Annotated in this window: 22 protein-coding genes; 15 read left to right on the plus strand and 7 right to left on the minus strand. The window is 66.5% G+C overall.

Translation table 11 applies throughout. The annotated features are described in order from the left end of the window. The 8 genes from AC3A6P_RS19435 to AC3A6P_RS19470 are packed head-to-tail and all read left to right on the plus strand — an operon-like array spanning position 1 to position 6,169. Positions 1–798, plus strand: coding sequence for a coniferyl-alcohol dehydrogenase (locus tag AC3A6P_RS19435; protein WP_487693331.1), 798 nt, complete (start codon positions 1–3; stop codon positions 796–798). Between the two features lie 11 nt (positions 799–809). Further along, a complete protein-coding gene (locus AC3A6P_RS19440; RefSeq protein WP_487693332.1) occupies positions 810–1,796 on the plus strand; it encodes a cyclase family protein in 987 nt (328 codons plus the stop codon). Positions 1,797–1,805: 9 nt separating this feature from the next. Continuing rightward, positions 1,806–2,381, plus strand: coding sequence for an NADPH-dependent FMN reductase (locus tag AC3A6P_RS19445; protein WP_487693333.1), 576 nt, complete (start codon positions 1,806–1,808; stop codon positions 2,379–2,381). Between the two features lie 7 nt (positions 2,382–2,388). Beyond that, the gene (locus AC3A6P_RS19450) at positions 2,389–3,210 is read left to right on the plus strand and encodes an alpha/beta fold hydrolase (protein ID WP_487693497.1); all 822 of its coding nucleotides are present in this window, start codon (positions 2,389–2,391) and stop codon (positions 3,208–3,210) included. Next, a complete protein-coding gene (locus AC3A6P_RS19455) occupies positions 3,203–4,024 on the plus strand; it encodes an SDR family NAD(P)-dependent oxidoreductase (RefSeq protein ID WP_487693334.1) in 822 nt (273 codons plus the stop codon). Before AC3A6P_RS19450 ends, AC3A6P_RS19455 begins: the two co-directional genes overlap by 8 nt. Before the next feature lie 44 nt (positions 4,025–4,068). Beyond that, positions 4,069–4,731: a TetR/AcrR family transcriptional regulator gene (locus tag AC3A6P_RS19460; protein ID WP_487693335.1), complete on the plus strand. Its 663-nt coding sequence runs from the start codon at positions 4,069–4,071 to the stop codon at positions 4,729–4,731. Next, complete coding sequence (locus AC3A6P_RS19465; protein WP_487693336.1) at positions 4,728–4,940, plus strand: ferredoxin; 213 nt, start codon at positions 4,728–4,730, stop codon at positions 4,938–4,940. Before AC3A6P_RS19460 ends, AC3A6P_RS19465 begins: the two co-directional genes overlap by 4 nt. Continuing rightward, entirely contained in the window at positions 4,937–6,169 is a 1,233-nt protein-coding gene (locus AC3A6P_RS19470) for a cytochrome P450 (protein ID WP_487693337.1), read from the plus strand. Before AC3A6P_RS19465 ends, AC3A6P_RS19470 begins: the two co-directional genes overlap by 4 nt. 61 nt (positions 6,170–6,230) lie before the next feature. Here AC3A6P_RS19470 and AC3A6P_RS19475 read toward each other — a convergent pair whose 3' ends face one another. The 6 genes from AC3A6P_RS19475 to AC3A6P_RS19500 form a co-directional block, all read right to left on the minus strand. Further along, a complete protein-coding gene (locus AC3A6P_RS19475) occupies positions 6,231–7,607 on the minus strand; it encodes an HNH endonuclease signature motif containing protein (RefSeq protein ID WP_487693338.1) in 1,377 nt (458 codons plus the stop codon). Between the two features lie 153 nt (positions 7,608–7,760). Further along, positions 7,761–8,735 carry an NADPH:quinone oxidoreductase family protein gene (locus tag AC3A6P_RS19480; RefSeq protein ID WP_487693339.1) on the minus strand — a complete coding sequence of 325 codons (975 nt, stop codon included), beginning with the start codon at positions 8,733–8,735 and terminating at the stop codon, positions 7,761–7,763. Beyond that, positions 8,732–9,328, minus strand: coding sequence for a TetR/AcrR family transcriptional regulator (locus AC3A6P_RS19485; protein ID WP_487693340.1), 597 nt, complete (start codon positions 9,326–9,328; stop codon positions 8,732–8,734). Before AC3A6P_RS19485 ends, AC3A6P_RS19480 begins: the two co-directional genes overlap by 4 nt. Next, positions 9,325–10,623: an acyl-CoA dehydrogenase family protein gene (locus AC3A6P_RS19490; RefSeq protein WP_487693341.1), complete on the minus strand. Its 1,299-nt coding sequence runs from the start codon at positions 10,621–10,623 to the stop codon at positions 9,325–9,327. The genes AC3A6P_RS19485 and AC3A6P_RS19490 overlap by 4 nt, the downstream gene beginning before the upstream one ends. An 18-nt stretch (positions 10,624–10,641) precedes the next feature. Continuing rightward, the gene (locus AC3A6P_RS19495) at positions 10,642–11,400 is read right to left on the minus strand and encodes an SDR family NAD(P)-dependent oxidoreductase (RefSeq protein ID WP_487693342.1); all 759 of its coding nucleotides are present in this window, start codon (positions 11,398–11,400) and stop codon (positions 10,642–10,644) included. Beyond that, positions 11,397–12,431, minus strand: coding sequence for a phosphotransferase family protein (locus AC3A6P_RS19500; RefSeq protein ID WP_487693343.1), 1,035 nt, complete (start codon positions 12,429–12,431; stop codon positions 11,397–11,399). The genes AC3A6P_RS19495 and AC3A6P_RS19500 overlap by 4 nt, the downstream gene beginning before the upstream one ends. Before the next feature lie 308 nt (positions 12,432–12,739). On the opposite strand from AC3A6P_RS19500, the gene AC3A6P_RS19505 reads away from it, so the two are divergent. The 7 genes from AC3A6P_RS19505 to AC3A6P_RS19535 all read left to right on the plus strand — a co-directional run bounded on the left by AC3A6P_RS19505 (position 12,740) and on the right by AC3A6P_RS19535 (position 20,915). Continuing rightward, on the plus strand, positions 12,740–13,915 hold the full coding sequence (locus AC3A6P_RS19505; RefSeq protein WP_487693344.1) for an amidohydrolase family protein: 1,176 nt from the start codon (positions 12,740–12,742) through the stop codon (positions 13,913–13,915). 84 nt (positions 13,916–13,999) lie between these two features. Continuing rightward, entirely contained in the window at positions 14,000–15,175 is a 1,176-nt protein-coding gene (locus AC3A6P_RS19510) for a M24 family metallopeptidase (RefSeq protein ID WP_487693498.1), read from the plus strand. Further along, positions 15,172–16,308 carry a M24 family metallopeptidase gene (locus AC3A6P_RS19515; RefSeq protein WP_487693345.1) on the plus strand — a complete coding sequence of 379 codons (1,137 nt, stop codon included), beginning with the start codon at positions 15,172–15,174 and terminating at the stop codon, positions 16,306–16,308. The genes AC3A6P_RS19510 and AC3A6P_RS19515 overlap by 4 nt, the downstream gene beginning before the upstream one ends. A gap of 54 nt (positions 16,309–16,362) precedes the next feature. Then, entirely contained in the window at positions 16,363–17,319 is a 957-nt protein-coding gene (locus AC3A6P_RS19520; protein WP_487693346.1) for an enoyl-CoA hydratase/isomerase family protein, read from the plus strand. Between the two features lie 3 nt (positions 17,320–17,322). Further along, positions 17,323–19,695 carry a CaiB/BaiF CoA-transferase family protein gene (locus AC3A6P_RS19525; protein WP_487693347.1) on the plus strand — a complete coding sequence of 791 codons (2,373 nt, stop codon included), beginning with the start codon at positions 17,323–17,325 and terminating at the stop codon, positions 19,693–19,695. A 139-nt stretch (positions 19,696–19,834) separates the two neighbouring features. Continuing rightward, a complete protein-coding gene (locus tag AC3A6P_RS19530; RefSeq protein ID WP_487693499.1) occupies positions 19,835–20,362 on the plus strand; it encodes a TetR/AcrR family transcriptional regulator in 528 nt (175 codons plus the stop codon). Between the two features lies 1 nt (position 20,363). Further along, a complete protein-coding gene (locus tag AC3A6P_RS19535; protein WP_487693348.1) occupies positions 20,364–20,915 on the plus strand; it encodes a TetR/AcrR family transcriptional regulator in 552 nt (183 codons plus the stop codon). Here AC3A6P_RS19535 and AC3A6P_RS19540 read toward each other — a convergent pair. Beyond that, the gene (locus AC3A6P_RS19540) at positions 20,902–21,828 is read right to left on the minus strand and encodes an LLM class flavin-dependent oxidoreductase (RefSeq protein WP_487693349.1); all 927 of its coding nucleotides are present in this window, start codon (positions 21,826–21,828) and stop codon (positions 20,902–20,904) included. The genes AC3A6P_RS19535 and AC3A6P_RS19540 overlap by 14 nt on opposite strands. Between the last annotated feature and the right edge of the window lie 177 nt (positions 21,829–22,005).

Consider the following 22,005-nt stretch of genomic DNA (forward strand, 5'->3'; position numbering starts at 1 on the left):
GTGTTGTGGCGTTATGACGGCAAACGGGTGGTGGTCACCGGCTGTGCCTCGGGTATCGGCGCCCATGTGGCGCAGCAGCTCACCGAACTCGGTGCCGAGGTGATCGGCCTCGACATCCGCCAGCCCGCTGCCGACCTCAGTCAGTTCGTTCCCCTGGATCTGTCCGACGCCGCCGCCGTCGACCAGGCCGCGGCCACACTGTCCGGGCCGGTGGACGCACTGTTCAACATCGCGGGTGTGTCATCGGGCATCGGGGACCCGCTGCGCGTGGTGACCATCAACTTCCTGGGCACCCGGCAGTTCACCGAGGCCGTGATCCCGTTGATGCCGCCGGGATCGGCGATCGCCAACGTGTCGTCGCTGGCGGCTTCGGGGTACCGACGCAACGCCGAGGTGACCTCGGGTCTGGTGGAAACAGCCGATGTGGACCAGGGCATCGAGTGGTGCGACAACCACCCGGACGCCCTGAAGGACGGCGGCGGGTATCGGTTGGCCAAGGAAGCCCTCATCCTGTACGGCATGGCCAACGTCGCTGCGCTGGGTGCCAAAGGCATCCGGATCAACTGCACCGCACCGGGAGTCACCGACACACCGATTCTCGACCAGCTGCGTAGCGCCTACGGGCAGGGTTTCCTCGACTCGTTCCAGACGCCACTGGGGCGGGCCGCCGAACCCGAGGAACAGGCCAGCGTGCTGGTCTTCCTGAACAGCGCCGCCGCCAGTTACCTGACGGGTCAGGTCATCTGGGTGGATGGCGGCACCTTCGGTGAGACAGAGAGGCACGAACTATGGCGCTAGGTCCAGGAACGATGACCGACTTCCGGCGGACCGCCGACGATGTGCGCAACTGGGGGCGCTGGGGTGAGGCCGACGAACTCGGCACGTTGAACTTCATCAGCGCCGACAAGGTCGCCGAGGCCGCGTCGCTGGCCCGGCAGGGCAAGGTGTTCGCCCTCGGTGCCGACTTCTGCTCCGGGGGACCGCAGGGGGCGTTCCAGTTTCGGCACAACCCGGTCCATGTGATGACCGTCGACGGTGGCGATGCCAACACGCTGGTGGAGTACGGCCCGAAGTGGCTGAAGAAGTCGGTGGCGCAGGAACTCTCGGGGTTCTTCGTCGACAACCCGTTCCGGTTCAACGACGACATGATCGTCATGCCGTTGCAGGCCGCCTCCCAATGGGACGCGCTGTCGCACGTGTACTACGAGGACAAGCTCTACAACGGTTTCCCGGCATCGTCGGTGACCAGCTTCGGCGCCTACCATTGCGGCATCGACAAGGTGGACGTCAAGGGCATCACCTCGAGGGGTGTGTTGCTCGACGTCGTCAAACACCGTGGCGCCGAGGTGTTCCTACCGCCGGGAGAGCCGGTGACCGCAGACGAACTCGACGCGGTGGCCAGGGCTCAGGGTGTCACCGTGGGCCGCGGCGACATCGTCGTCGTCCACACCGGCTGGTGGACGCGGTTCCAGAGCACGGGTGACGGCGCCGAACCGGGTTCCGGGCTGGACTGGCGGTGCGCCTCCTGGCTGCATGATCTCGAGGTCGCGGCGGTGGCCGCCGACAACCTCATGGTCGAGGATCCCGACCCCGCGATGGGGGTGGAAGGCACGTTCCTGCCCATGCACATGCTGTGTCTGCGCGATATGGGCCTGATGTTCGGCGAGTACTGGGATCTGACGGCGCTGGCGGCCGATTGCGCGGCCGACGGCATCTACGAGTTCCAGCTCGTCGCGCCGCCGCTGCGGGTGATCGGCGCGGTGGGCTCTCCGGTCAATCCGATCGCCATCAAATAGGAGACTGGCATGACATCGACAACGCCTCTGGTGGTGGGTCTGGGCGGCACGCTGCGGGCCGGGTCGTCAACCGAACGTGCGCTGCGGTACTGCCTTTCCGCTGTGGAGGCGCAAGGTGGCCGCACCAAGCTCTACGCCGGGCCCGACCTCGAACTGCCGATGTACGCCCCGCACGAACTCGAACGCACCCCCGGCGCCGTCGAACTGGTCGGGTCCCTGCGTGCCGCGGACGCCGTCGTCGTCGCGTCCCCGGGCTACCACGGCGCGATCTCCGGACTGGTGAAGAACGCACTGGACTACATCGAGGATCTGCGTGAAGATCCCCGCGTCTACCTGGACAACACTCCCTGGGGGTGCATCACCTGCGCCTACGGCTGGCAGGCGGCGGTGGGCACGCTGGGGCAGCTCCGCGGTATCGGGCATGCCCTGCGGGCCTGGCCGACACCGCTGGGCGTGGCCATCAACTCCGCGGACCCGGTGTGGGACGAGGCCGGAAACCTGGTGGACAGCACGGTTCGCGGCCAGTTGGAGATGTTGGCCACCCAGCTGCTGACCTTCACGATCGAGCGCCGTGTCCCAGCGTAGAACCCTCATGGTCGATGGTCTGGTCACCAGCTATCTGGAGGCCGGCACCGGCGACCCGGTGGTGCTGCTGCACGGTGGTGAGTTCGGCGCCAGCGCCGAAATCGGCTGGGAGCACACCATTTCGGTTCTGGCATCGCGGTACCGCGTGCTGGCACCGGATATGCTCGGCTACGGCCACTCGGCCAAGGTGCTGGATTTTGTCGACGGCCGCGGACTGCGGATCCGTCACATCGCCCGGTTCTGTGCGGTGCTGGGGATCGAGTCCGCGGTCTTCATCGGCAACTCCATGGGCGCGATCAACCTCCTGGTCGATGCCACCTCGGATTACCCGCGACTACCGATGCGCGCCCTGGTGGCCATCTGTGGCGGCGGTGAGATCCAAGCCAACCGGCACATGACCGCGCTCTACGAGTACGACGCCACCGTGGCCGCCATGCGGGCGATCGTGGAGGCGCTGTTTCACTCGTCGCGGTTTCCGGATGACGAGGACTACGTGCTGCGCCGCCATGTTTCGGCGACGCTGCCGGGAGCGTGGGAAGCCATCGCGGCGGCCCGCTTTCGCCGTCCGGATTCCGCAGCGCCGGCCCCGGTCTCGAGTAAGCGGGCATACGATCGCATTGCGGTGCCGACACTGGTGATCGAAGGAGGCGGGGACAAACTGCTTCCGTCGGGGTGGGCGGCGGAGATCGCCGGCCAGATTCCCGATGCGCGGTCCGTGGTCATCGACGACGCCGGGCACTGCCCGCAGATCGAACAACCCCAGGCGACCAACGAGGTGTTGATGAACTTCCTGGCCAACAAGTCACAGGATGGGAGAGCACATGAGTGAACTGGCGGGGAAGGTCGCTGTCGTCACCGGCGGGGCGTCCGGACTGGGTGAGGGACTGGTGCGCCGGTTCGCCGCGGAGGGTGCTGCGGTGGTGATCGGTGACGTCGAGACCGCGCGCGGTGAGGCCCTGGCCGCCCTACTGCCGGAAGCGCTGTTCCTGCAGACCGATGTCGCCGATGTCGATCAGGTCGGCGCGCTGGTGAACGCCGCGGTGGACCGGTTCGGTGGACTGGATGTGATGGTGAACAACGCCGGCGTCTCCGGCAAGATGCACCGTCGTTTTCTCGAGGACGACCTCGCCGACTTTCACCAGGTGATGGCCGTCAACGTCTTGGGCGTGATGGCAGGCACTCGCGACGCGGCCCGGTACATGGCGCAGCACGGTGGGGGCTCGATCATCAACCTGACGTCGATCGGCGGTATCCAGGCCGGCGGCGGCGTCATGACCTACCGGGCGTCCAAGGCCGCGGTCATCCAGTTCACCAAGTCCGCGGCAATCGAGTTGGCCTATCACGAGATCCGTGTGAATGCGATCGCGCCCGGCAACATCCGCACCGCCATCGTCTCGAAGTCGGCAACAGGGGAGGACCTGGCCCGGCTGGAGCAGTTCGAGGAGGGTATCCGCGCGCAGATGCGGGCCGACCGCCCGCTCAAGCGGGAGGGCACCGTCGACGACGTCGCCGAGGCTGCGCTGTACTTCGCCGGTGAGCGTTCCCGGTACGTCACCGGCACCGTACTGCCCATCGACGGCGGCACCGTCGCGGGCAAGGTGCTGGCGTCCAAAGCCCGCGCGTCTTCGAACGGCGCCGGTTAAATCAGTCGCTTGACTTAAAAGGAGTGGCTTGGTTGACTTGCCCCATGGCATCCCGGACGAAGGCATCCCGGACCAGCCCGCGGGGTGGGCGTACCGACCGCACCCGCGACGCGATCCTGACCGCCGCCGAGCAGCTCTTCGCCGAACACGGGGTGTTCGCCGTGTCCAACCGGCAGGTCAGTGAGGCTGCGGGACAAGGGAACAACGCTGCCGTCGGTTATCACTTCGGCACCAAGGCCGATCTGCTGCGGGCGATCGTCCGCAGGCACAACGGGGCCGTCGAGCGCCGCTGCCAGGAAATGGTGGACCGGGTGGGTGCCGAACCCGTGCTGCGCGACTGGGTGGAATGCCTGGTGCGGCCGTTGGCCGCGCATCTGACCGAACTCGGCCACCCCACCTGGTACGCACGGTTTTCCGCCCAGCTGATGCCCGATCCGGCGCATCGCGACCTCGTGTCCGAGGAATCGCTCACGTCGTCGGCGGTACTGGCGGTCATCCAAGGGCTGCATGCCTGCCTGCCGGACATGCCCGCCGAGGTTCGCGTGGAACGCAATGCGATGGCACGCCAACTGATCGTCGGGATGTTCGCCGAGCGGGAGCGCGCGCTGGCCGCCGGTGATCCGACCCCGCACGACACCTGGGATTCGATGGCCACCAGCTTGGTCGACGCTATCACCGGCTTGATGGCGGCGCCGGTGTCACGATGAAAGTCCATGCAGACCAAGCCAAATGCGTGTCCGCGGGCAACTGTGTGGCGCACGCACCCCAGGTGTTCGACCAAGACGAGGACGACGGCAGCGTGATCCTGCTGGACGCCACCCCACCCGGCGAACTGGCCGATGCCGTTCGCGAAGCCGCCGCCGCCTGCCCAGCCATGGCCATTCACGTCGAGGACCACCCGTCAGGAGTTTCATGACCGACATCGTTGACGCCACCCGGACCGACATTCCCGAGTATCCGATGGAGCGCGCCGCAGCATGCCCGTTCTCGCCGCCACCGCAGATGCTGGAACTCGGTGCGGACAAGGGACTTTTCCGAGTGCGCATCTGGGACGGCAGCACCCCCTGGCTCATCACCGGGCACGAGGAGGCGCGGACGTTGTTCGCCGACTCCCGCGTCAGCGTCGACGACCGTCGGCCCGGTTTCCCGCACTGGAACGAGCACATGCTCTCGACCGTGGAGAAGCGGCCGCGCTCGGTGTTCACCTCCGATGCCGAAGAGCACACCCGCTTCCGCCGGATGTTGTCCAAGCCCTTCACGTTCCGGCGCGTCGAGGGCTTGCGAACTGCCATCCAGGAAGTCACCGACGAGTGCATCGACACCATTCTCGCCGGCGACCAGCCCGCCGACATCGTCACACAGCTGGCACTGCCGGTGCCCACCCGGGTGATCAGCGAGATGCTCGGAGTGCCCTACGAGGACCACGAGTTCTTCCAGCACCACGCCAATGTGGGTCTGGCCCGGTACGCCTCGGCGGAGGACGGCCAGAAAGGCGCCATGAGTCTGGCGCAGTACCTGATCGATCTGGTGCAGAAGAAGATGCAGACGCCCGGTGAGGATGCCGTCTCCGATCTGGCCGAGCGCGTCAACGCCGGAGAGATCAGCGTCAAGGAAGCCGCGCAACTGGGCACCGGGCTGCTGATCGCCGGGCACGAGACCACCGCCAACATGATCGGTATCGGTGTGTTGGCGCTGCTACAGAATCCCGAACAGGCTGCGCTGCTGCGGGATACAGATGACCCGAAGGTGGTGGCCAACGCGGTCGAGGAACTGATGCGTTACCTCAGCATCATCCAGAACGGTCAGCGGCGCATTGCCATCGAGGACATCGAGATCTCCGGTGAGGTGATCAAGGCCGGCGACGGCATCATCATCGATCTGGCACCGGCGAACTGGGACGCCAAAGCGTTCCCCGAACCGGACAAGCTCGACCTGCAGCGCGTCAACGCCAAGGATGAAGTGGGCTTTGGCTTCGGCCGGCACCAATGCGTCGGCCAGCAGTTGGCGCGCGCCGAGATGCAGATCGTTTTCCACACCCTGGTGCGCCGCATCCCCACCATGAAGCTGGCGATCCCGTTCGACGAGATCCCGTTCAAGCACGACCGCCTGGCATTCGGCGTCTACAGCCTGCCCGTCACCTGGTAGACGGCGTCCAGCCGGCCGCTGACTTGTGTTGCCGGCGGCCGGCTTTGAGCTCACCCTCGGGTTAGGGATCGTCGGGGGCGAGGATCCGGTCGGGATGGTGATACACGTTCACGCGGGACTGTCCGCAGTCCAGTTCCGGGGGCGGAATCCATTCGGTGACACCGTCCTCAGGCCGGTTTCGGGTGGTCCAACCGGTGGTCTCGACCATCCGGTTGTCCGGCCCGCAGGCCAGGGTGAGGTCTTCGATGTTGGTCTGGCCGCCGTCTTTCCAGTCTTTGTTGGCGTGGTGGACTTGGCAGCGGTACCCGCAGGCGGTGCATCCGGGCATGGTGCAGCAACCGTGTTGGGCCAGCAGCATGATCCGCTGTCCGCGGGAGGCGGTCCGGCGGGCCCGTCCCAGGTGCAACGGCACCCCTTTGCCGTCAAACAACGCCAGGTAGTGGTAAGCGTGGGAGGCCATCCGGATGACCTCGGGCATCGGGATCAGCGTGCCGTCGGCGGTCAGGCCGTGCCCGACGCCTTTTTCAAGGTCGGTGAGGTTGGCTTTGACGATGATGGTGACGGGCAGGCCGTTGTGGTGGCCGAGGTCACCGGAGGCCAGCAGCGCCCGGCCCATCGCCAGCAGCGCATCGTGATTGCGTTGGCCTTGGGTGCGGGCATCGGTGCGAGCTTTTTCGGCGTCGGGTTCGCCGTCGACCTGGGGTGTTTCGTCGGCGGGGTTGCACATGCCTGGGGCGGCCAGTTTGGCGTGCGCGGCGTGCAGGGTGGCCGCGCATTCCGGGGTGAGCCTGCCGTGCACCGGAACGTTACCGTCGGCGTCCTGCTTACCGATGGTGAAGTACCGGCCGGCTTGGCGGTCGACATCGCTGTACTCGCCGTCTTGGTTGAGGAGGTATTTCAGTCGGTCGGCGACTTCGGTGAAGCCGTCGACATCCAGGGTCGAGGCGTGGCGGGCCAGGTCGGCTTCGGCGGCTTCACGGGCCGAGAAGTCCACCGATGCCGGGAGTTTTTTGAAGAACGTTTTGACCTTGGCTACGTGTTCGGGGCCGATCAGGCCGTGGGCTTGGGCGGCGGCGATGTTCGGCAACGCCGGCTCCAACGGTCCGCCGGTGAGTGCGGTCCGCGGGCCCAAAAGTGAGGCCGACGTGAGGCGGCGGGCGGCCTCGCCCTCGCTGATCCGCAACCGGGCGGCCAGGACCTTGTTGAAGCTGGTCGCCCCCAACTGTTTCGGTGCGCATTCCGACCTCAGCCGTTGATACACCTTGTGGTCCAGGGCCGGCTGCATCCAGGTGACGGTTTCGCGGCGCTGCATCAATTCCAATAACTCCAGCGGGGTGAACGCGTCGATCGACAACGAGTTCATCTGCGCGGTCAAGGCTTCGATCTGCGCTTGGGCAGCCAGCATCGCCTCCTTGTCGGCGACCGCTGAAGTACCCATACCCTGAAGCTAGACCCAGCCTCTGACAAGAATCCCGCATTTGTGACTTCTGATACTGAAGTGGCACAGCAGTTTTCGTGATTTGTCGAGATGCACGCCAGGGTCGTGAAGTGCGCCTGAAAGCAACCCTCTGCGAGATCTCGACGGCCCAGACTAGCGGGCGACGTCGATGATCACCTTTCCGAGAGCCTGGCGGTCGGCGACGTGCCGCAGCGCGGTGGCGGTCTCGGCCAGCGGGAACCGCGCGCCGATGTGGGGTCGCACCGCCCCGGAGACGAACAGCGCTGCCAACTCGGCGTTGTCGCGGGCCGTCTCGTCGGGGTGGTCGCCCATGAACGTCCGGATCTCCATGCCCTGCAGGGTGATTCCCTTGAGTAGTACCAGGTTCAACGGAATGGAGGGAATCACCCCGGAGGCATAACCCAGCGTCACGAACACCCCGCCGCGGCGCAAACCGCGTAACGCCGGCTCGGCGTACGCGCCGCCCACCGGGTCCAACACCACCTGCGCGCCGGAACCGGTGATTTCGCGGATCCGGTCCCGGAGGTTCTCGTGGCTGTAGTCGATCACCGCGTGCGCACCACGCGACTGACACAACGTCAACTTCTCGGTGTTGGACGCCGCCGCGACAACCCGGGCGCCGAGCGCCAGCGCCAGATCCACCGCCGCCAGGCCGACGCCGCCGGCGGCACCCAGCACCACCACCCAATCCCCGGGCTGCACCCGGGCCACCGAGCGCAGGGCGTAGTAGGCGGTGCGGTAGGTGACCCCGAAGGCAGCGGCGGAGGCGAAGTCCACCCCATCGGGCACGGGCGTCAACGAATCCGAGCGCACCACAACCTGTTCGGCGAAGGCGCCCACCATCACCGAGCCGGACACCCGGTCGCCGGGGGAGTAGCCGGCGCCGTCACCTACGGAGAGCACCTCGCCGGCGAATTCACTTCCCGGCGCGAACGGTGGCGGCACCTTGACCTGGTACCCGCCCGAGATGAACAGCACATCGGGGAAATTCACCGCGGCCGCCCGCACGGCCACCACCACCTCACCGGGACCCGGCAGCGGATCGGGGAGTTCGGCGAGCTCCAGCTCCTCCGGCACACCGTAGCGGCGGCACAGCACGGCCTTCATCCGTTCTCCAATCCGCGCAGGCAGAAGCGCACCAGGTGGGTGACGTCGCCGGGGGCAGGCTGCTCACCGGAACCCACATATCTGCGCATGGTCGCTGCGGTGAGCTGGAAGACCGTGGCGATGTCCCGCTCGGGATCGTCGCCTCCGAGGGCGGTGATGGGTGCGATCAACAGGTCCCGCATCGGGGCCATGATGTCGTCTGCGTGCACACGGTCGGACAGTTGTTCGTGCACCGCCCGGCTCATCGTCATCAGATGTGGGTCGGAGACTTGTGCCAGGGCGCCTTCGATCCACTGTGCGATCTGGTCCCGGGGCCGTGGCGCCTTGGCCATCTGATGTTCCAGGTAGGACACGATGATGCCGACACCGCGCTCCAGGACCGCCAGCATCAGCTCGTCCTTGCTCGAGAAGTACCGGTAGAACGCCTTTTTGGATGACCCTGCCTCGGCGATGATGTCATTGACACGAGGTTCCTCGGGCGCCACCCGCTGCATCACCGTGATGGTGGCGGCCAGGATGCGTTCCACCTCGGCACTTGCTTCGCGGTGCCGCTCGTCGAGGGCGCGGTCGACGGCGGCCGAGGCGCGCGTCATGGTAGTGCGGGCACGCGGTCGATCACCCCGGCGTACTTGGCGCGCGCGGCCTGGATCCGGTTGTCGAGGAACTCACTGGGCCACTCCGGGTCCTCGGCGTCGTAGTCCTTGAGCAGCAGCCGCGCGAGGTTCACCTTGTGGGCTTCCGTGGGTCCGTCGGCCAGGCCCAGCACAACGCCTCCCAGGAGCACATTGGTCAGCGGGAGTTGCTCGGTGACACCCATTGCCCCGTGCACTTGAATGGCGCGCAACCCGATCGACTTGAGTACCTGCGACGCCAGGATCTTGCACACGCCGATCTCCGCACGGGCGGCATGCTCACCGGCAGTGTCGATGAGCCAGGCGGTGTGCAGCACGGTGAGCCGGAACTGCAGCAGCTCGGCATAGGAGTCGGCGATCATCGCCTGCACCAGTTGCTTGTCGGCCAGCGAGGTCCCCTGCGTGAAGCGGCTTTTCGCCCGTCGCGCCATCATGTCGACGGAGCGCTGGGCCAGTCCGATCGACCGCATGGCGTGGTGGATACGGCCCCCGGCCAGCCGCGACTGTGCGACGTGGAAGCCCTGCCCGGGCGAGCCCAGCATGGCCGAGGAGGGCACCCGGACATCGCGGTACCGCACCAGCGAATGCCCGGGATCGTGGGGAAGCGCACCGACCAGATGGTGGGTGGCCTCGATGTGGATCCCGGGAGTGTCCGCGGGGAGCAGGAACGTCGAGGCGCCCTTGTGGACGGGAACATCCGGGTCGGTGATGGCGACGACGATGATGAACGACGCCACCGAGGCGTTCGACGAGAAGTACTTGCAGCCGTTGATCACCCAGTCGTCACCGTCGGGGACCGCCGTGGTGGTGAACACCCGCGGGTCGGAACCGCCTTGGGGTTCTGTCATGGAGAAGCAGGAGAAGATCTCGCCGCTCAGCAGTGCGGCGAGGTAGGTGTCCTTCTGTTCCTGGGTGCCGAAGCGGGCCAGGATCTCGGCATTGCCGGTGTCGGGGGCCTGGGTGCCGAAGATGATCGGCGCCCACGAACTGCGGCCCAGTATTTCGTTGATCAGTGTCAGCTTGACGACGCCGAAGCCCTGGCCGCCGAGCTCGGGTCCCAGATGCGGGGCCCACAGACCACGGTCGCGCACCTGTTGCTTGAGCGGGTCGACGATACGGCGCCGCTCGTCGTTCAAGGGAAGGAATTCACACCCGGGGAACAGCACCTCGAGTGGTTCCACCTCGTCGGTGACGAACGCCCGGATCCAGTCCAGCTTCTCCTGGAACTCGGGTTCGGTGCAGAAATCCCATGCCATGGTCAACCTTTCGGGCTATCAGGGGATGCCGCCGTCGGCCCGCAGGATCGAACCGGTGGTGTAGCTGGACGCATCGGACATCAGGAACAGGGCCGCGCCGACGATTTCGGGCGGTTCCCCGGCGCGCTGCAGCGCGAAGTGTGTGAACGGGTTGCCGGAGCCGAAGTTCCACGCCTTGCTGATATCGGTCAGGAACGGCCCGGGCATCAAGGTGTTGACTCGCACCGTCGGTCCGAAGGCCTGCGCCATGGCCTCGGTCATCGCGTTCAGCCCCGCCTTGGAGGCGGCATAGGGGATGAACGACGGGTGCGGACGCAGTGAGCCGTGGGTGCTGACATTGATGATCACACCCTTGCCTGCAGTGACCATCCGTTCGCCCACCAGAGCCGACAGCCGGAACGGCCCTTTGAGATTGAGGTTGACGACGGCATCGAACATCTTCTCGGTGACGTCGGTCTGTTTGTCGTAGACCGGGGACATGCCGGCGTTGTTGACCAGTACGTCTATCTTTCCGAAACGCTGGTACACCGCCTCCACCAGTTCGTCGAGCTGATCCCAGCGACCAACGTGCACGGCATACGGCATCGCGGTGCGGCCGGTCTCGGCTTCGATCTCGGTGGCGGTGGCTTCGCAGGACTCGAGATTGCGGCTGGCGATCACGACGTCGGCCCCGCACCGTGCCGCGGCCAATGCCATCTCCCGGCCGAGCCCACGGCTGCCGCCGGTCACCAGGACGACACGGTCGGTGAGGTCGAAGAGCTCTGCGGGAAAAGTCATTTCGCACTCCTCGCCAGTTCCGCGGCTTTGGCGGTCAACTGGGGGATCATCGGCCCCATCGCGGCGGCCACCTGGGGGTCGACCTTGCTGTTGGGGGCCAGCGAGGCCGCGTAGGTCTTCTCCAGGACGATTCCCAGCTTCCAGTTCGCCAACACCAGGTAGTACTGGATGTGCGTGGTGGACAGTCCACTGACCTGTTCGTAATGGGCCAGCAACTCCGAACGGGTGGGCATCCCCGTCATGTCCAGATAGAAACCGTCCGCACTGGGTTCCTCGCCGTCATACCCCAGGAGGCACCAGCCGAGGTCCAGTAGCGGGTCGCCGATGGTGGTCATCTCCCAGTCCACGATGGCCGCCAGCCGGGCCGGGGCTCCGTGGGCGAACATGACGTTGGCGAATTGGTAGTCGCCGTGCATGATGCCGGGCCGGAAGTGCTCGGGCCGGTTGCGGCGCAGCCAGTCCGCCGCTTCGTCGAGCCCCGGCAGCTCACGCACCTGATAGGACTGCAGGAAGCTCAACCACCGATCCACCTGGCGTTCGTGGAAACCGTCGGGCTTGCCGAATCCTTCGAGACCGTGGGTGCGCCAGTCCACGCGGCCGAGCTTGGCGGCACCGTCGACGAGCTCGAAGGCCAGGCGGCGGCGGGCATCCAGATCGGTGTCGAACGGCGGTTGCCATCCGCCGCTCATCGGGCTCCAGCCGTCGATCTCGGCCATGACGTAGAACGGCTTTCCGAGCAGTGCTCCGGATTCGTCGGCGGCGATGAGTTCGGCGTGTGGAACGTCGGTGCCCTTCAGGCCGCGCACCAGGCGGATCTCTCGCAGCAGTCCGTCGAAGCGGGTGGAGTCGGCGCGCGCTCCCGGCATGCGAAGCACCATCCGCTGATCGCCGCGCTGGATGCGGAGCAATGTGTTCTGCGAACCGCCGGACAGCAGCTCGAGGGTGGGACGTTCCCCGATTCCGGGTGCCCGATGCTCGTCGAGCCAGTGACCCAGCGCGTCCGCGTCGACCCCGATGGTTGTTTCAGTCATGAAACCCTCACTCTCGTTTCGGAGAATAGCAGTCTCGGAGCCGAAACCAATAGTCCCCGCTCCCGTGGATCTGCTCCCGACCCGAGATCGAATTATCAAAAATGAGAATGGCATTACCGCTGGAAGGGGTGAGAAGTGCGGTATTTACAACCAGGGATCCGCTATTGGATACGCGCGTAAGCTGATAACGTCATTATCCGTCAGTGAGCATGGCGCTTACCGGTCCGGCGTGCGTCGGCCGCGTCATCGCGGCACTCGGGGACAGCCACTCCCCGCGAGCAGAACCAGATCTGAATGGAGGGCCATAGATGTCCAGCCAATCCAGCACAGCGACGCTCTACCCGCCGGAAGGTTTCGGAGCACCCAAGAACCGGCAGGGTCACTCCAGTGGCGGTGGACTGACTGGGCTTCCTGAAGGGACCGAGATCTTCTCCGCCGACAACCACATCTCGGTGGCCGATGACATCTTCTACGAGCGCTTCCCCGACGAGCTCAAGGGCGCCGCGCCGCGCATCTGGTACGAGGACGGCGCGTACATGGTCGGGATGAAAGGCAAGGCCTGGACGGGTGGGGATTTCGGGCGGGTGCTGATGCAGTACGACGACCTCGCCGGCGCCGCGTCCAACAACATCGACGCACGTATCCGGGAACTCAAAGAGGACGGAATCGACAAGGAGCTGGCATTCCCCAACGCCGTTCTGGCGTTGTTCCACTACCCGGACAAGTCGTTGCGCGAGCGTGTCTTTCGCATCTACAACGAGCACATCGCCGACCTGCAGGAGCGTTCGAACGGGCACTTCTACGGCGTCGGGTTGATCAACTGGTGGGATCCAAAAGGTACCCGCAGCACGCTCGCGGAACTCAAGGCCCTGGGGCTCAAGACGTTCCTGCTTCCGCTGAACCCCGGGAAAGACGACGACGGCAACATCTACGACTACGGCGGCGCCGCCATGGACGCGGTGTGGGATGAGATCGATGAGGCCGGCCTGCCGGTCAGTCACCACATCGGCGAGACGCCGCCGAAGACGCCGTGTGAGAACAACAGTGTGGTCGTCGGCATGATGGTCAATGTCGACTCCTTCCGGGAGCAGTTCGCCAAGTATGTGTTCTCCGGAATCCTCGACCGTCACCCCCAGCTCAGGGTCGGCTGGTTCGAGGGTGGAATCGCCTGGGTGCCAACGGCTCTGCAGGACGCCCAGCACATGCTCGCTTCCTACCGGCACATGTTCAACCACCAACTGCAGCACGACGTCCGGCACTATTGGGACAACCACATGAGCGCCTCGTTCATGGTCGACCCTCTCGGGTTGCACCTGATCGACCACATCGGCGTCGACAACGTGATGTGGTCGAGTGACTACCCGCACAACGAGAGCACGTTCGGCTACTCGGAGAAGTCGCTGGCAGCAGTCGTCGACGCGGTTGGGCCCGACAACGCCGCCAAGATCGTCAGCTCCAACATCAAGAACTTCCTGGGGGTATGACCATTGACCACAACCGAACCGGCCTTCACCCAGACACCGGTCAGAACCGACGCCGACATCCCGGAGTGGCCCGACAAGTCCCGCATGTACCGGGAGATCGGTGCGCGGCTGCGGGCGACCATGAAGGACAAGGGCGTTGATGCCCTGATCCTGCTGGGCAACGGCAACGTGGTGTACGCCACCGGGGTCAGCTGGCCCCTCCTGGACGCCGGTCTGTCCCATGTGGAGCGGCCGGTGGCCGTGGTGCTGGCCGATGACGAGCATCCGCACCTGTTCATGCCGCGGCGGGAAAGTCTGATCGTCGATACCGATATCCCCGCCGACCACCTGCATGACGCCCTGTACCTCGAATTCGACGAAGGTGTGCAGCATTTCGCGCGCATCATCGGCGGGTTGATCTCCGCTGATGCCTCTGTGGCCGTCGACGAGCTGACCGGTGCCATGCGCCGGGCGTCGGCCACGATCTTCCGGGCCGGTCCGCCGTCGGACGCCGCGCAGGTGATCGGGCCCGCGAAGCTGGTCAAGACACCGGATCAGATGTCGTGCGTGCGACGGGCCTGCCGGATCACCGAACAGGCCGTGGTGGACGTGCAGAGATCGCTGGCGCCGGGGGTGCGCCAGATCGATCTGTCAGCGCAGTTCGTCCGGCGTGCCTTCGAACTCGGCGCCACGGCGAACATGCTGGAGGCCATCTGGCAGGTGATGCCCACCTCGAAAGCCGAAGGCACCTGGACCACCACGGGTGATCTCGCACTGCCGCTGCTCACCACCGAGAAGGAACTGGAAGCCGGCGACGTGCTGTGGACCGACGTCAGCATCACCTACAACGGGTACTGCTCGGACTTCGGTCGCACCTGGATCGTCGGCCAGGAACCGACTGCACGCCAACATGATCAATTCCACAAGTGGCGGTTCATCCTCGACGAGGTACTCAAGGTCACCAAGGCCGGCGCAACCTGCGGGGATCTGGCGCGGGCGGCCATTGCCGCCAACGGCGGCACCAAGCCATGGCTGCCGCACTTCTATCTCGGTCACGGTATCGGGACCAACGCGGCCGAGATGCCGATGATCGGAACGGATCTCGGCCAGGAATTCGACGACAACTTCGTGTTCCCGGCCGGGATGTTGTTGGTGCTGGAGCCGGTGGTCTGGGAGGACGGCACCGGAGGCTACCGCAGTGAGGAGATCGTGGTGATCACCGAAGACGGCTACGCGTCGTTGACCGACTATCCGTACAGTCCGTATGGAACCCGCTCATGAAGCTGGAGATCCTGCCGGACCCCAAGACGCTGCGAAGCGGCCGACGGAACCGGGCGCTGGCCCAGATGGAGGCCTACGACCTCGACATCCTGATCCTGGGCCGCCAGGCCAACGTCCGTTATGTCACCGGCGCGCCCCAACTCTGGGTCGCCGGCACCCGGCCGTTCGGGCCCATCTGCGCGGTTATCCGGGGCACCGGCGAGATCCATTTGAACAGCACCTGGGACGAGGGCATCCCCGACGAAATCGCCCACGATCACCTGTACGGTCTGGCCTGGAACCCGATGACGTTGATCGGAGTGCTCACACAGGTCACCGGCGCCGCCGAGGCCAAACGCGTCGGAACCGACGCGCTCACACCGACATTCGCGCAATTGCTGCCGATGGCTTTCCCCAATGCCGAACTGGTCGATGCCGAACCCGCGATGCGCGCCGCGCGCCGGCTCAAGACCACCGACGAGGTGCGAACCCTCACAGCGGCGCTGCGCGTCGCTGAGTCGGCGCTGGCCAGCACCGTCGCCGAGCTGAAGCCGGGAATCACCGAACAGGCGCTGGCAGGGGTGCTCTTCGAAGCCGAAGCGGCCGGCGGTGTCTGCACGCCGGCCACCCAGGACGCCGCGTGGGTCACCTCTCGTGAGGAGCCTGGCCGCCGCGCTGGCGGGGACGGCCGAGTGCAGGACGGCGACCTGGTGGCCATCGCCGCCGGGGTGCTTGCCGACGGATACGTCGGTGAAGTGGGCCGCACCTGGCCGGTGGGGGACATCGACACCGGGCGCACCCAGAAGCTCTACCGGCGCTCAGAAGAGCTGTGGGAGCGCCTGGTCGCGGCGTGCCGGCCGGGAGCGGCCGCCACCGAACTGCTCGATGCCTACGACGTGGCGGGGGAACCGCTACCGCAGATGCCGGTGGCACACGGTCTCGGGTTGGGCTTCGACCCTCCGGTGGTCTCGCCCCACCTACCTGCCACCGCCGCCGCAGAGCGCCTGGAGTGCGGCATGGTGCTGGCGGTGACCGGTTACGTCTGGGAACCGGGTCTCGGCGCGGTGTTCACCCGTGATGCGGTGCTGGTGGCCGACGACGGTCCGCGGGTCCTCACCGAAGCGCCGTCCTATACCGCGAGTTGTGGAGCGTGACCGGCGCGTACCCCCGCTGATACTCCACAAATCCCTCGAACAAGGAGTGCATGGATGGCGGAACGTCCCTCGCCCGAGGAGATCATCCTCTACGAGAAGGATCCCAAGACCAAGATCGCCACGATCACGTTCAACCGGCCCGAATTCCTCAATGCTCCCACCTCGCTGGCCCGGTTGCGTTACGCCGACGTGCTGCGTGCCGCGTCGGTGGACAACGACGTCAAGGTCGTCGTCATCCGTGGAGTCGGTGACAATCTGGGCAGCGGGGCTGACCTACCGGAGTTCATGGAAGGCGTCGACCAACCCGACAAGCGCCTTGCCGAGCTGAAACTGCAGGATCCGAGTCTGGGGGATATCAACTACCCGCCCAAGGGAACATTCCGCAATGGCTCCACGATCAGCGGGTGGTACGCCAATGTGCAGGCCGGCAACCGGCCGCTGCAAGAGCTGAAGAAGATCAGCATCGTGGAGGCCAAGGGTTACTGCTACGGCTGGCACTTCTACCAATGCGCCGATGCCGATCTCGTGATCTCCAGCGACGACGCGCTTTTCGGGCATCCCTCGTTCCGGTACTACGGCTGGGGACCGCGGATGTGGACCTGGGTGCAGATGATGGGCCTGCGCAAGTTCCAGGAGATGGTCTTCACCGGAAGGCCGTTCACCGCCGAGGACATGGAGAAGTGCAACTTCCTCAACAAGGTGGTTCCGCGCGGGCAACTCGAGGCCGAGACGCAGAAGTACGCGCTGGCATGCGCGCGGAACCGGCCGGTCGACACCGTCTTCATGCAGAAGATGTTCTTCGAGGTCTACAAACAGCATCAGGGTGAGTACATGGGTTCGCTGCTGTCGGCGTTCTTCGAATCGATGGGCAGCGGCGTGGCCAACGACGACGCCGACGATCTCGACATGGGCGAAGCCATCGACAGCGGCCTGGCCGCCGCGGTCAACGACAACGACAGCAAGTTCCCACCCGACTTCCGGCTGAGCAAGTCGAACCGCAACAAGGACTGACCCATGGCGCCGCTCGAGGGCTACACCGTGGTGGACCTGTCCAGCGGGATCGCCGGCGGCTACTGCACCAAGCTGCTCGCCGACGCGGGCGCAACGATCATCAAAGTCGAAGCGCCCGAGGGTGACCCGCTTCGGGCATGGTCGGCGTCGGGTTCGCCGGTGGACTCGATCGCCGGCGGGCCGCTGTTCAGCTTCCTGGCCGGCGGCAAGCACAGTGTGATCGCCGACGATCATCTTCTCGAGAAGCTGCTGTCCGGCGCCGACGCGGTGGTGTGGTCACCTGGGCCCGGTGTCACGCCGCAGGAGATCCGGGATCGCCACCCGCATCTGGTCGTCACCACCCTCACCCCGTTCGGCCTCGAGGGGCCCTGGAAAGACAGGGCCGCAACAGAATTCACGCTGCAGGCCTGGTCCGGTGGCGCGATGGGGCTGGGCCGAGGCTCCCAGGACAGGGCGCCGGTCCATGTCGGCGGTCAGGTCGGTGAGTGGTTGGCCGGCGCCTACGCCTCGGCGATGACCTTGGCCGCCCGAGCCGCCGGCGGCGGTCGGCTGGTCGACCTGTCCATGCTGGAAGCACAGATCACGGGCCTGACCTACTACCCGGTGACGTTCTTCGAGGTGCTGGGCCGGCCGTGGCGCACCGAGCGGCGGCCGACGGTACCCGGGGTGGCGCAGGCCTCCGACGGATTGGTGGCGCTGGGCTGCGGCACCGCCCAGCAGTGGTTCGATCTGTGCGCGATGTCCGGCCACGTCGAATGGATCGACGAGCAGTCCCCGCTGTCGATCACCGAACAAGCCAACCTGCACGCCACGGAACTCTACGAGTGGCTGGCCGGTGAGAAGGTCGACGACATCCGTGACCTCGCATCGGCGTTCCGGATCCCGAACTCGCCGGTGGGCAACGGCGCGAATGTCACCACCTTCGACCACTACCAGGAACGCGGTGTGTTCGTCCGCAACCCGCGCGACGGGTTCATCCAGCCCGGCCACCCGTACCGGTTCAGCAGGAGCGCACTGCGCGCACCGCAGCCGGCACCCCGGCTGGGGGAGCACACCGATCTTTACCGCGATCGCCGGTCCCAGCCGACGCGCGTCGAGACCCCCGGGTTGCCCTTTGCCGGGCTCCGGGTTCTCGACATGACGACGTTCTGGGCGGGGCCGTCCTGCACCCACATACTGGCGATGCTCGGCGCCGAGGTGATCCATCTCGAGTCCACCCCACGACCCGACGGAACCCGGCTGATCGCCGGGGTGGCGGTCACCGAACCGCAGTGGTGGGAGAAGTCCCCGATCTTCTCGTCGCTCAACACCAACAAACAGGGATTGACCCTCGACTTCCAGACCGAGCGCGGAAAAGAGCTGCTGCGCAAGCTCATCGCCACCTGCGACGTGGTGGTGGAGAACTTCACCCCACGGGTGATCGACCAGCTGGGCCTGGACTACGACAGTGTGCGGGCGCTGCGTGACGATGTGATCATGCTGCGGATGCCCGGCTTCGGGCTCGACGGCCCGTGGCGGGACAACCCAGCCTTCGCCTACATCATCGAAGATGCCTCCGGGCTGGCCTGGCTCACCGGTTACCCCGACCGCAACCCGTACGAGCCGTACTCCGTCGGCGACCCGAACGCCGGCATCCATGCCCTCAACGCGCTGCTGCTGGCGCTGGAACACCGGCGGCGCACCGGCGAGGGCCAACTGGTCGAGGCGGCCATGGTGGACGCGGCCCTCAACGTCGCCGCCGAGCAGGTCATCGAATACACCGCCCACGGCGCGCTGCTGCAACGCGCAGGCAATCGGGGCCCGGCGGCCGCACCGCAGAACTTCTATCTGACCGCTGACATCGACGAGTTCGGGCGCCAGGACTGCTGGGTGGCGATCGCGGTGGCCACCGATGACCAGTGGTCGGCGCTGCGGGCCGCGCTGGGCGAGCCGGAATGGGCGAAAGGCATACTGACCGCTCAGGATCGGCGCGCTCAGCACGACATGCTCGACGACGAGCTCTCGGCGTGGTGCCGCCGGCGCAGCACCGACGCCGTGGTGGAGGCACTGTGGCCCGCCGGGGTGCCGGTGGCCAAGGTGATGCAACCGCACCGCCAGACCGAGCTCGAGCAGCTCACCCACCGCGGCTTCTTCGAACCCGTCACCCATCCGGTCAACGGCACCGCACCCCACACCACACTGCCGGTTCCTGAACCGTTCGGCGTCAGTCGATTCCACCGCGAACCGGCACCCTTGCTCGGCCAGCACAACCGCCAGATCCTGGCGAGTCTCGGACTCACCGACGACGAGATCGACGCGGCCGAAGCCGACGGGGTGATCGGCACCGAACCCGCGATGGGCGGCCGTTCGAGAAAGGCCAGCAAGGCGGCACGCTGAGTGCCCACCGCGGGGGCTGATGGTGCCGGCTCTCCTCCTCGACTGCTCGTTCCCCGCAGTCGCATCGTCGCCCAGCGGGGTTGGCTACGCTGGCGTCGTGCTCGCCGACCAGAAGCGCACCGCCGCGCAACGCCGCATCATGGCGGCGACACTCGACCTGATCGTCGAGCACGGCGTCGGAGGCACCTCGCTGCAGATGATCGCCGACGCCATCGGCGTCACCAAGGCCGCGGTCTATCACCAGTTCCGCACCAAAGAAGAGATCGTCATCGCCGTCACGGCCGACGAACTCAGCCGCCTGGAGAAGGCGCTGATCGCCGCCGAAGCCGAACCCAGCCGGCCGATGGCCCGGAAGCTGTTGCTGGGCAATGTCATCGACATGACGGTGGCGCGCCGGCGCTGGGTGGCGACGCTGCAGTTCGATCCCGTGATCATCCGGCTGCTCGGCGAACACGAGCCGTTCCGCGCGTTCATGACCCGGCTGTACGCGGTTTTGCTCGACGAGGACGACGATCTGGAGGCGCGGGTATCGGCAGCGGTGTTGTCGGCGGCGATCGCCGGTGCGGTGGCCAACCCGTTGATCGCCGATGTGGACGACGACACCCTCAGAGCTGCGCTGCTGAGCCTCACCCAACGCATGCTGAACCTGCCTGTCGGAGGTGTCTAGCGTGGCAACGCCCCGTCCGCTACGTGCCGATGCCCAGCGCAGCCGGGGGCGGTTGATCGCCGCGGCCACCGAGGTGTTCCTGCGCGACGGCGCCGACGGCTCGCTCGAGGAGATCGCCCGCCGTGCAGGTGTCGGCTCGGCGACGCTGCACCGGCATTTCCCGTCGCGGTGGGAGCTCATCGATGCGGTGTTCGCCGATACCGTCCGGGAGCTGTGTGAGCGGGCCGGCGCCTACGCCCGGGAGCGGGACCCGGCGGAGGCCTTGACGCAGTGGTTACACGCGGTGGGTGAGTACTTCGCCGAAGTCCGGGGCCTGGCCGCCGCAGTGCTGCACACCGGTGGCCACGCGTCCTGCCAGGCCTGCCATCAACTGCTGGCGGAGGCGGGCGGCCCGCTTCTGGAACGGGCGATCGCCGCGGGCGCGGTGCGGTCGGAGGTCACCGTCGAGGACCTGTATGCGCTCGTCGGCGGGGTGGCGCTGGCCACCGAGCATGACCGGGCCAGCGGGCCACGACTGCGGTCGTTGGCCTTCGACGGCATCAAAGCGCGGTGACGTGGGCGGCGATGGACTCCAATCTGTCCACGCCACTGCCGAAGTCGGGTGCTACCGGCATCAAGACCACATGGTCGGCGCCGGCGTCGAGATAGCGTTTGGCAGCTGCGGCGACGGCGGCCCCCGAGCCTGCCGCGGTAATGTCCGCAGTCAGGCGCGCGCCGCCGGTGGCCCGTTCCTCGGCGGTGTAGCCCAGGCTGTCCAGTGCCCGCGCGTAGGGAAGGTCCGGCCGGCCGAAGATCTCGACGACACTGCGCTGGGCGGCGGCTCGGGCGGCCGCTTCATCGTCGTCCACATACGCCGTCAGTCCCACGATGACGAGCTTCTCGCTGCCCGTCACAGACCGGATCTCCTTAACGTACGACGGCGGAATCAAGGACGGGAACACACCGTCGGCGATCTCGTGGGCCTGGCGCACCGAGCGCCGGCCGTTGGCCGCCAGGACAGTGGGGTAATCGACCGCGGGCACGTCGAAAAGGGGGACGGGTTCGGGCATGGTCGCCACATAGCGGCGCAACTGGGCCAGGGGCTTGTGGTATTCGAGGCCCGCCAGCGGGGCCATGAAGTCGTAACCGGAGCCGAGGCCCAGGAGGAAGCGCCCGGGAAACGCCTCGGCCAGTTGATGTGAGGCAGCGTGCAGGACCATCGGCGGACGAGCCCACATCGGGGTCACCGACGTTCCGAAGGTCATGTGCTCGGTGGCGGCCAGCAGCACGGCCAGCTGTACGAAGACGTCCTTACCGCCGACACCTTCGTTCGCCCAGCCGTTGCGATAGCCCGCGGCTTCGAGCCGCCGGACCGCATCGATCTGCTGCCGCACCGGTGGGACCGCGCTCAGACCGATGCTGGGCATGGCGAACCCCACCGGGCCCAGACTGCGACGGACTGCGACGAGGTGTTGTGCGTCGAGCATGTAGACGTGCTCCTCAGGGTAAAAACGGGGCGCCACCCCACTTATGCCGATGACGCTACGTGCGGGGGTTCGGGCAGTCAAGGGGCGTAACAGAACCAATCCCTTGTGTCACGGCTAGCCGATCGGCTACTGTCGGGTGCGGGCCCCTCGTGGTGTGACGTCCGAGGACGACGGAAG

This window comes from Mycobacterium sp. Soil_C_30 (genome assembly GCF_057656995.1).

Excerpts from the sequence above, each read along its gene's own strand:
- AC3A6P_RS19440 (WP_487693332.1), top strand. The coding sequence starts at position 810 with ATGACCGACTTCCGGCGGACCGCCGACGATGTGCGCAACTGGGGGCGC.
- AC3A6P_RS19445 (WP_487693333.1), top strand. The coding sequence starts at position 1,806 with ATGACATCGACAACGCCTCTGGTGGTGGGTCTGGGCGGCACGCTGCGG.
- AC3A6P_RS19450 (WP_487693497.1), top strand. The coding sequence starts at position 2,389 with ATGGTCGATGGTCTGGTCACCAGCTATCTGGAGGCCGGCACCGGCGAC.
- AC3A6P_RS19455 (WP_487693334.1), top strand. The coding sequence starts at position 3,203 with ATGAGTGAACTGGCGGGGAAGGTCGCTGTCGTCACCGGCGGGGCGTCC.
- AC3A6P_RS19460 (WP_487693335.1), top strand. The coding sequence starts at position 4,069 with ATGGCATCCCGGACGAAGGCATCCCGGACCAGCCCGCGGGGTGGGCGT.
- AC3A6P_RS19465 (WP_487693336.1), top strand. The coding sequence starts at position 4,728 with ATGAAAGTCCATGCAGACCAAGCCAAATGCGTGTCCGCGGGCAACTGT.
- AC3A6P_RS19470 (WP_487693337.1), top strand. The coding sequence starts at position 4,937 with ATGACCGACATCGTTGACGCCACCCGGACCGACATTCCCGAGTATCCG.
- AC3A6P_RS19475 (WP_487693338.1), bottom strand. The coding sequence starts at position 7,607 with ATGGGTACTTCAGCGGTCGCCGACAAGGAGGCGATGCTGGCTGCCCAA.
- AC3A6P_RS19480 (WP_487693339.1), bottom strand. The coding sequence starts at position 8,735 with ATGAAGGCCGTGCTGTGCCGCCGCTACGGTGTGCCGGAGGAGCTGGAG.
- AC3A6P_RS19485 (WP_487693340.1), bottom strand. The coding sequence starts at position 9,328 with ATGACGCGCGCCTCGGCCGCCGTCGACCGCGCCCTCGACGAGCGGCAC.
- AC3A6P_RS19490 (WP_487693341.1), bottom strand. The coding sequence starts at position 10,623 with ATGGCATGGGATTTCTGCACCGAACCCGAGTTCCAGGAGAAGCTGGAC.
- AC3A6P_RS19495 (WP_487693342.1), bottom strand. The coding sequence starts at position 11,400 with ATGACTTTTCCCGCAGAGCTCTTCGACCTCACCGACCGTGTCGTCCTG.
- AC3A6P_RS19500 (WP_487693343.1), bottom strand. The coding sequence starts at position 12,431 with ATGACTGAAACAACCATCGGGGTCGACGCGGACGCGCTGGGTCACTGG.
- AC3A6P_RS19505 (WP_487693344.1), top strand. The coding sequence starts at position 12,740 with ATGTCCAGCCAATCCAGCACAGCGACGCTCTACCCGCCGGAAGGTTTC.
- AC3A6P_RS19510 (WP_487693498.1), top strand. The coding sequence starts at position 14,000 with ATGTACCGGGAGATCGGTGCGCGGCTGCGGGCGACCATGAAGGACAAG.
- AC3A6P_RS19515 (WP_487693345.1), top strand. The coding sequence starts at position 15,172 with ATGAAGCTGGAGATCCTGCCGGACCCCAAGACGCTGCGAAGCGGCCGA.
- AC3A6P_RS19520 (WP_487693346.1), top strand. The coding sequence starts at position 16,363 with ATGGCGGAACGTCCCTCGCCCGAGGAGATCATCCTCTACGAGAAGGAT.
- AC3A6P_RS19525 (WP_487693347.1), top strand. The coding sequence starts at position 17,323 with ATGGCGCCGCTCGAGGGCTACACCGTGGTGGACCTGTCCAGCGGGATC.
- AC3A6P_RS19530 (WP_487693499.1), top strand. The coding sequence starts at position 19,835 with ATGGCGGCGACACTCGACCTGATCGTCGAGCACGGCGTCGGAGGCACC.
- AC3A6P_RS19540 (WP_487693349.1), bottom strand. The coding sequence starts at position 21,828 with ATGCTCGACGCACAACACCTCGTCGCAGTCCGTCGCAGTCTGGGCCCG.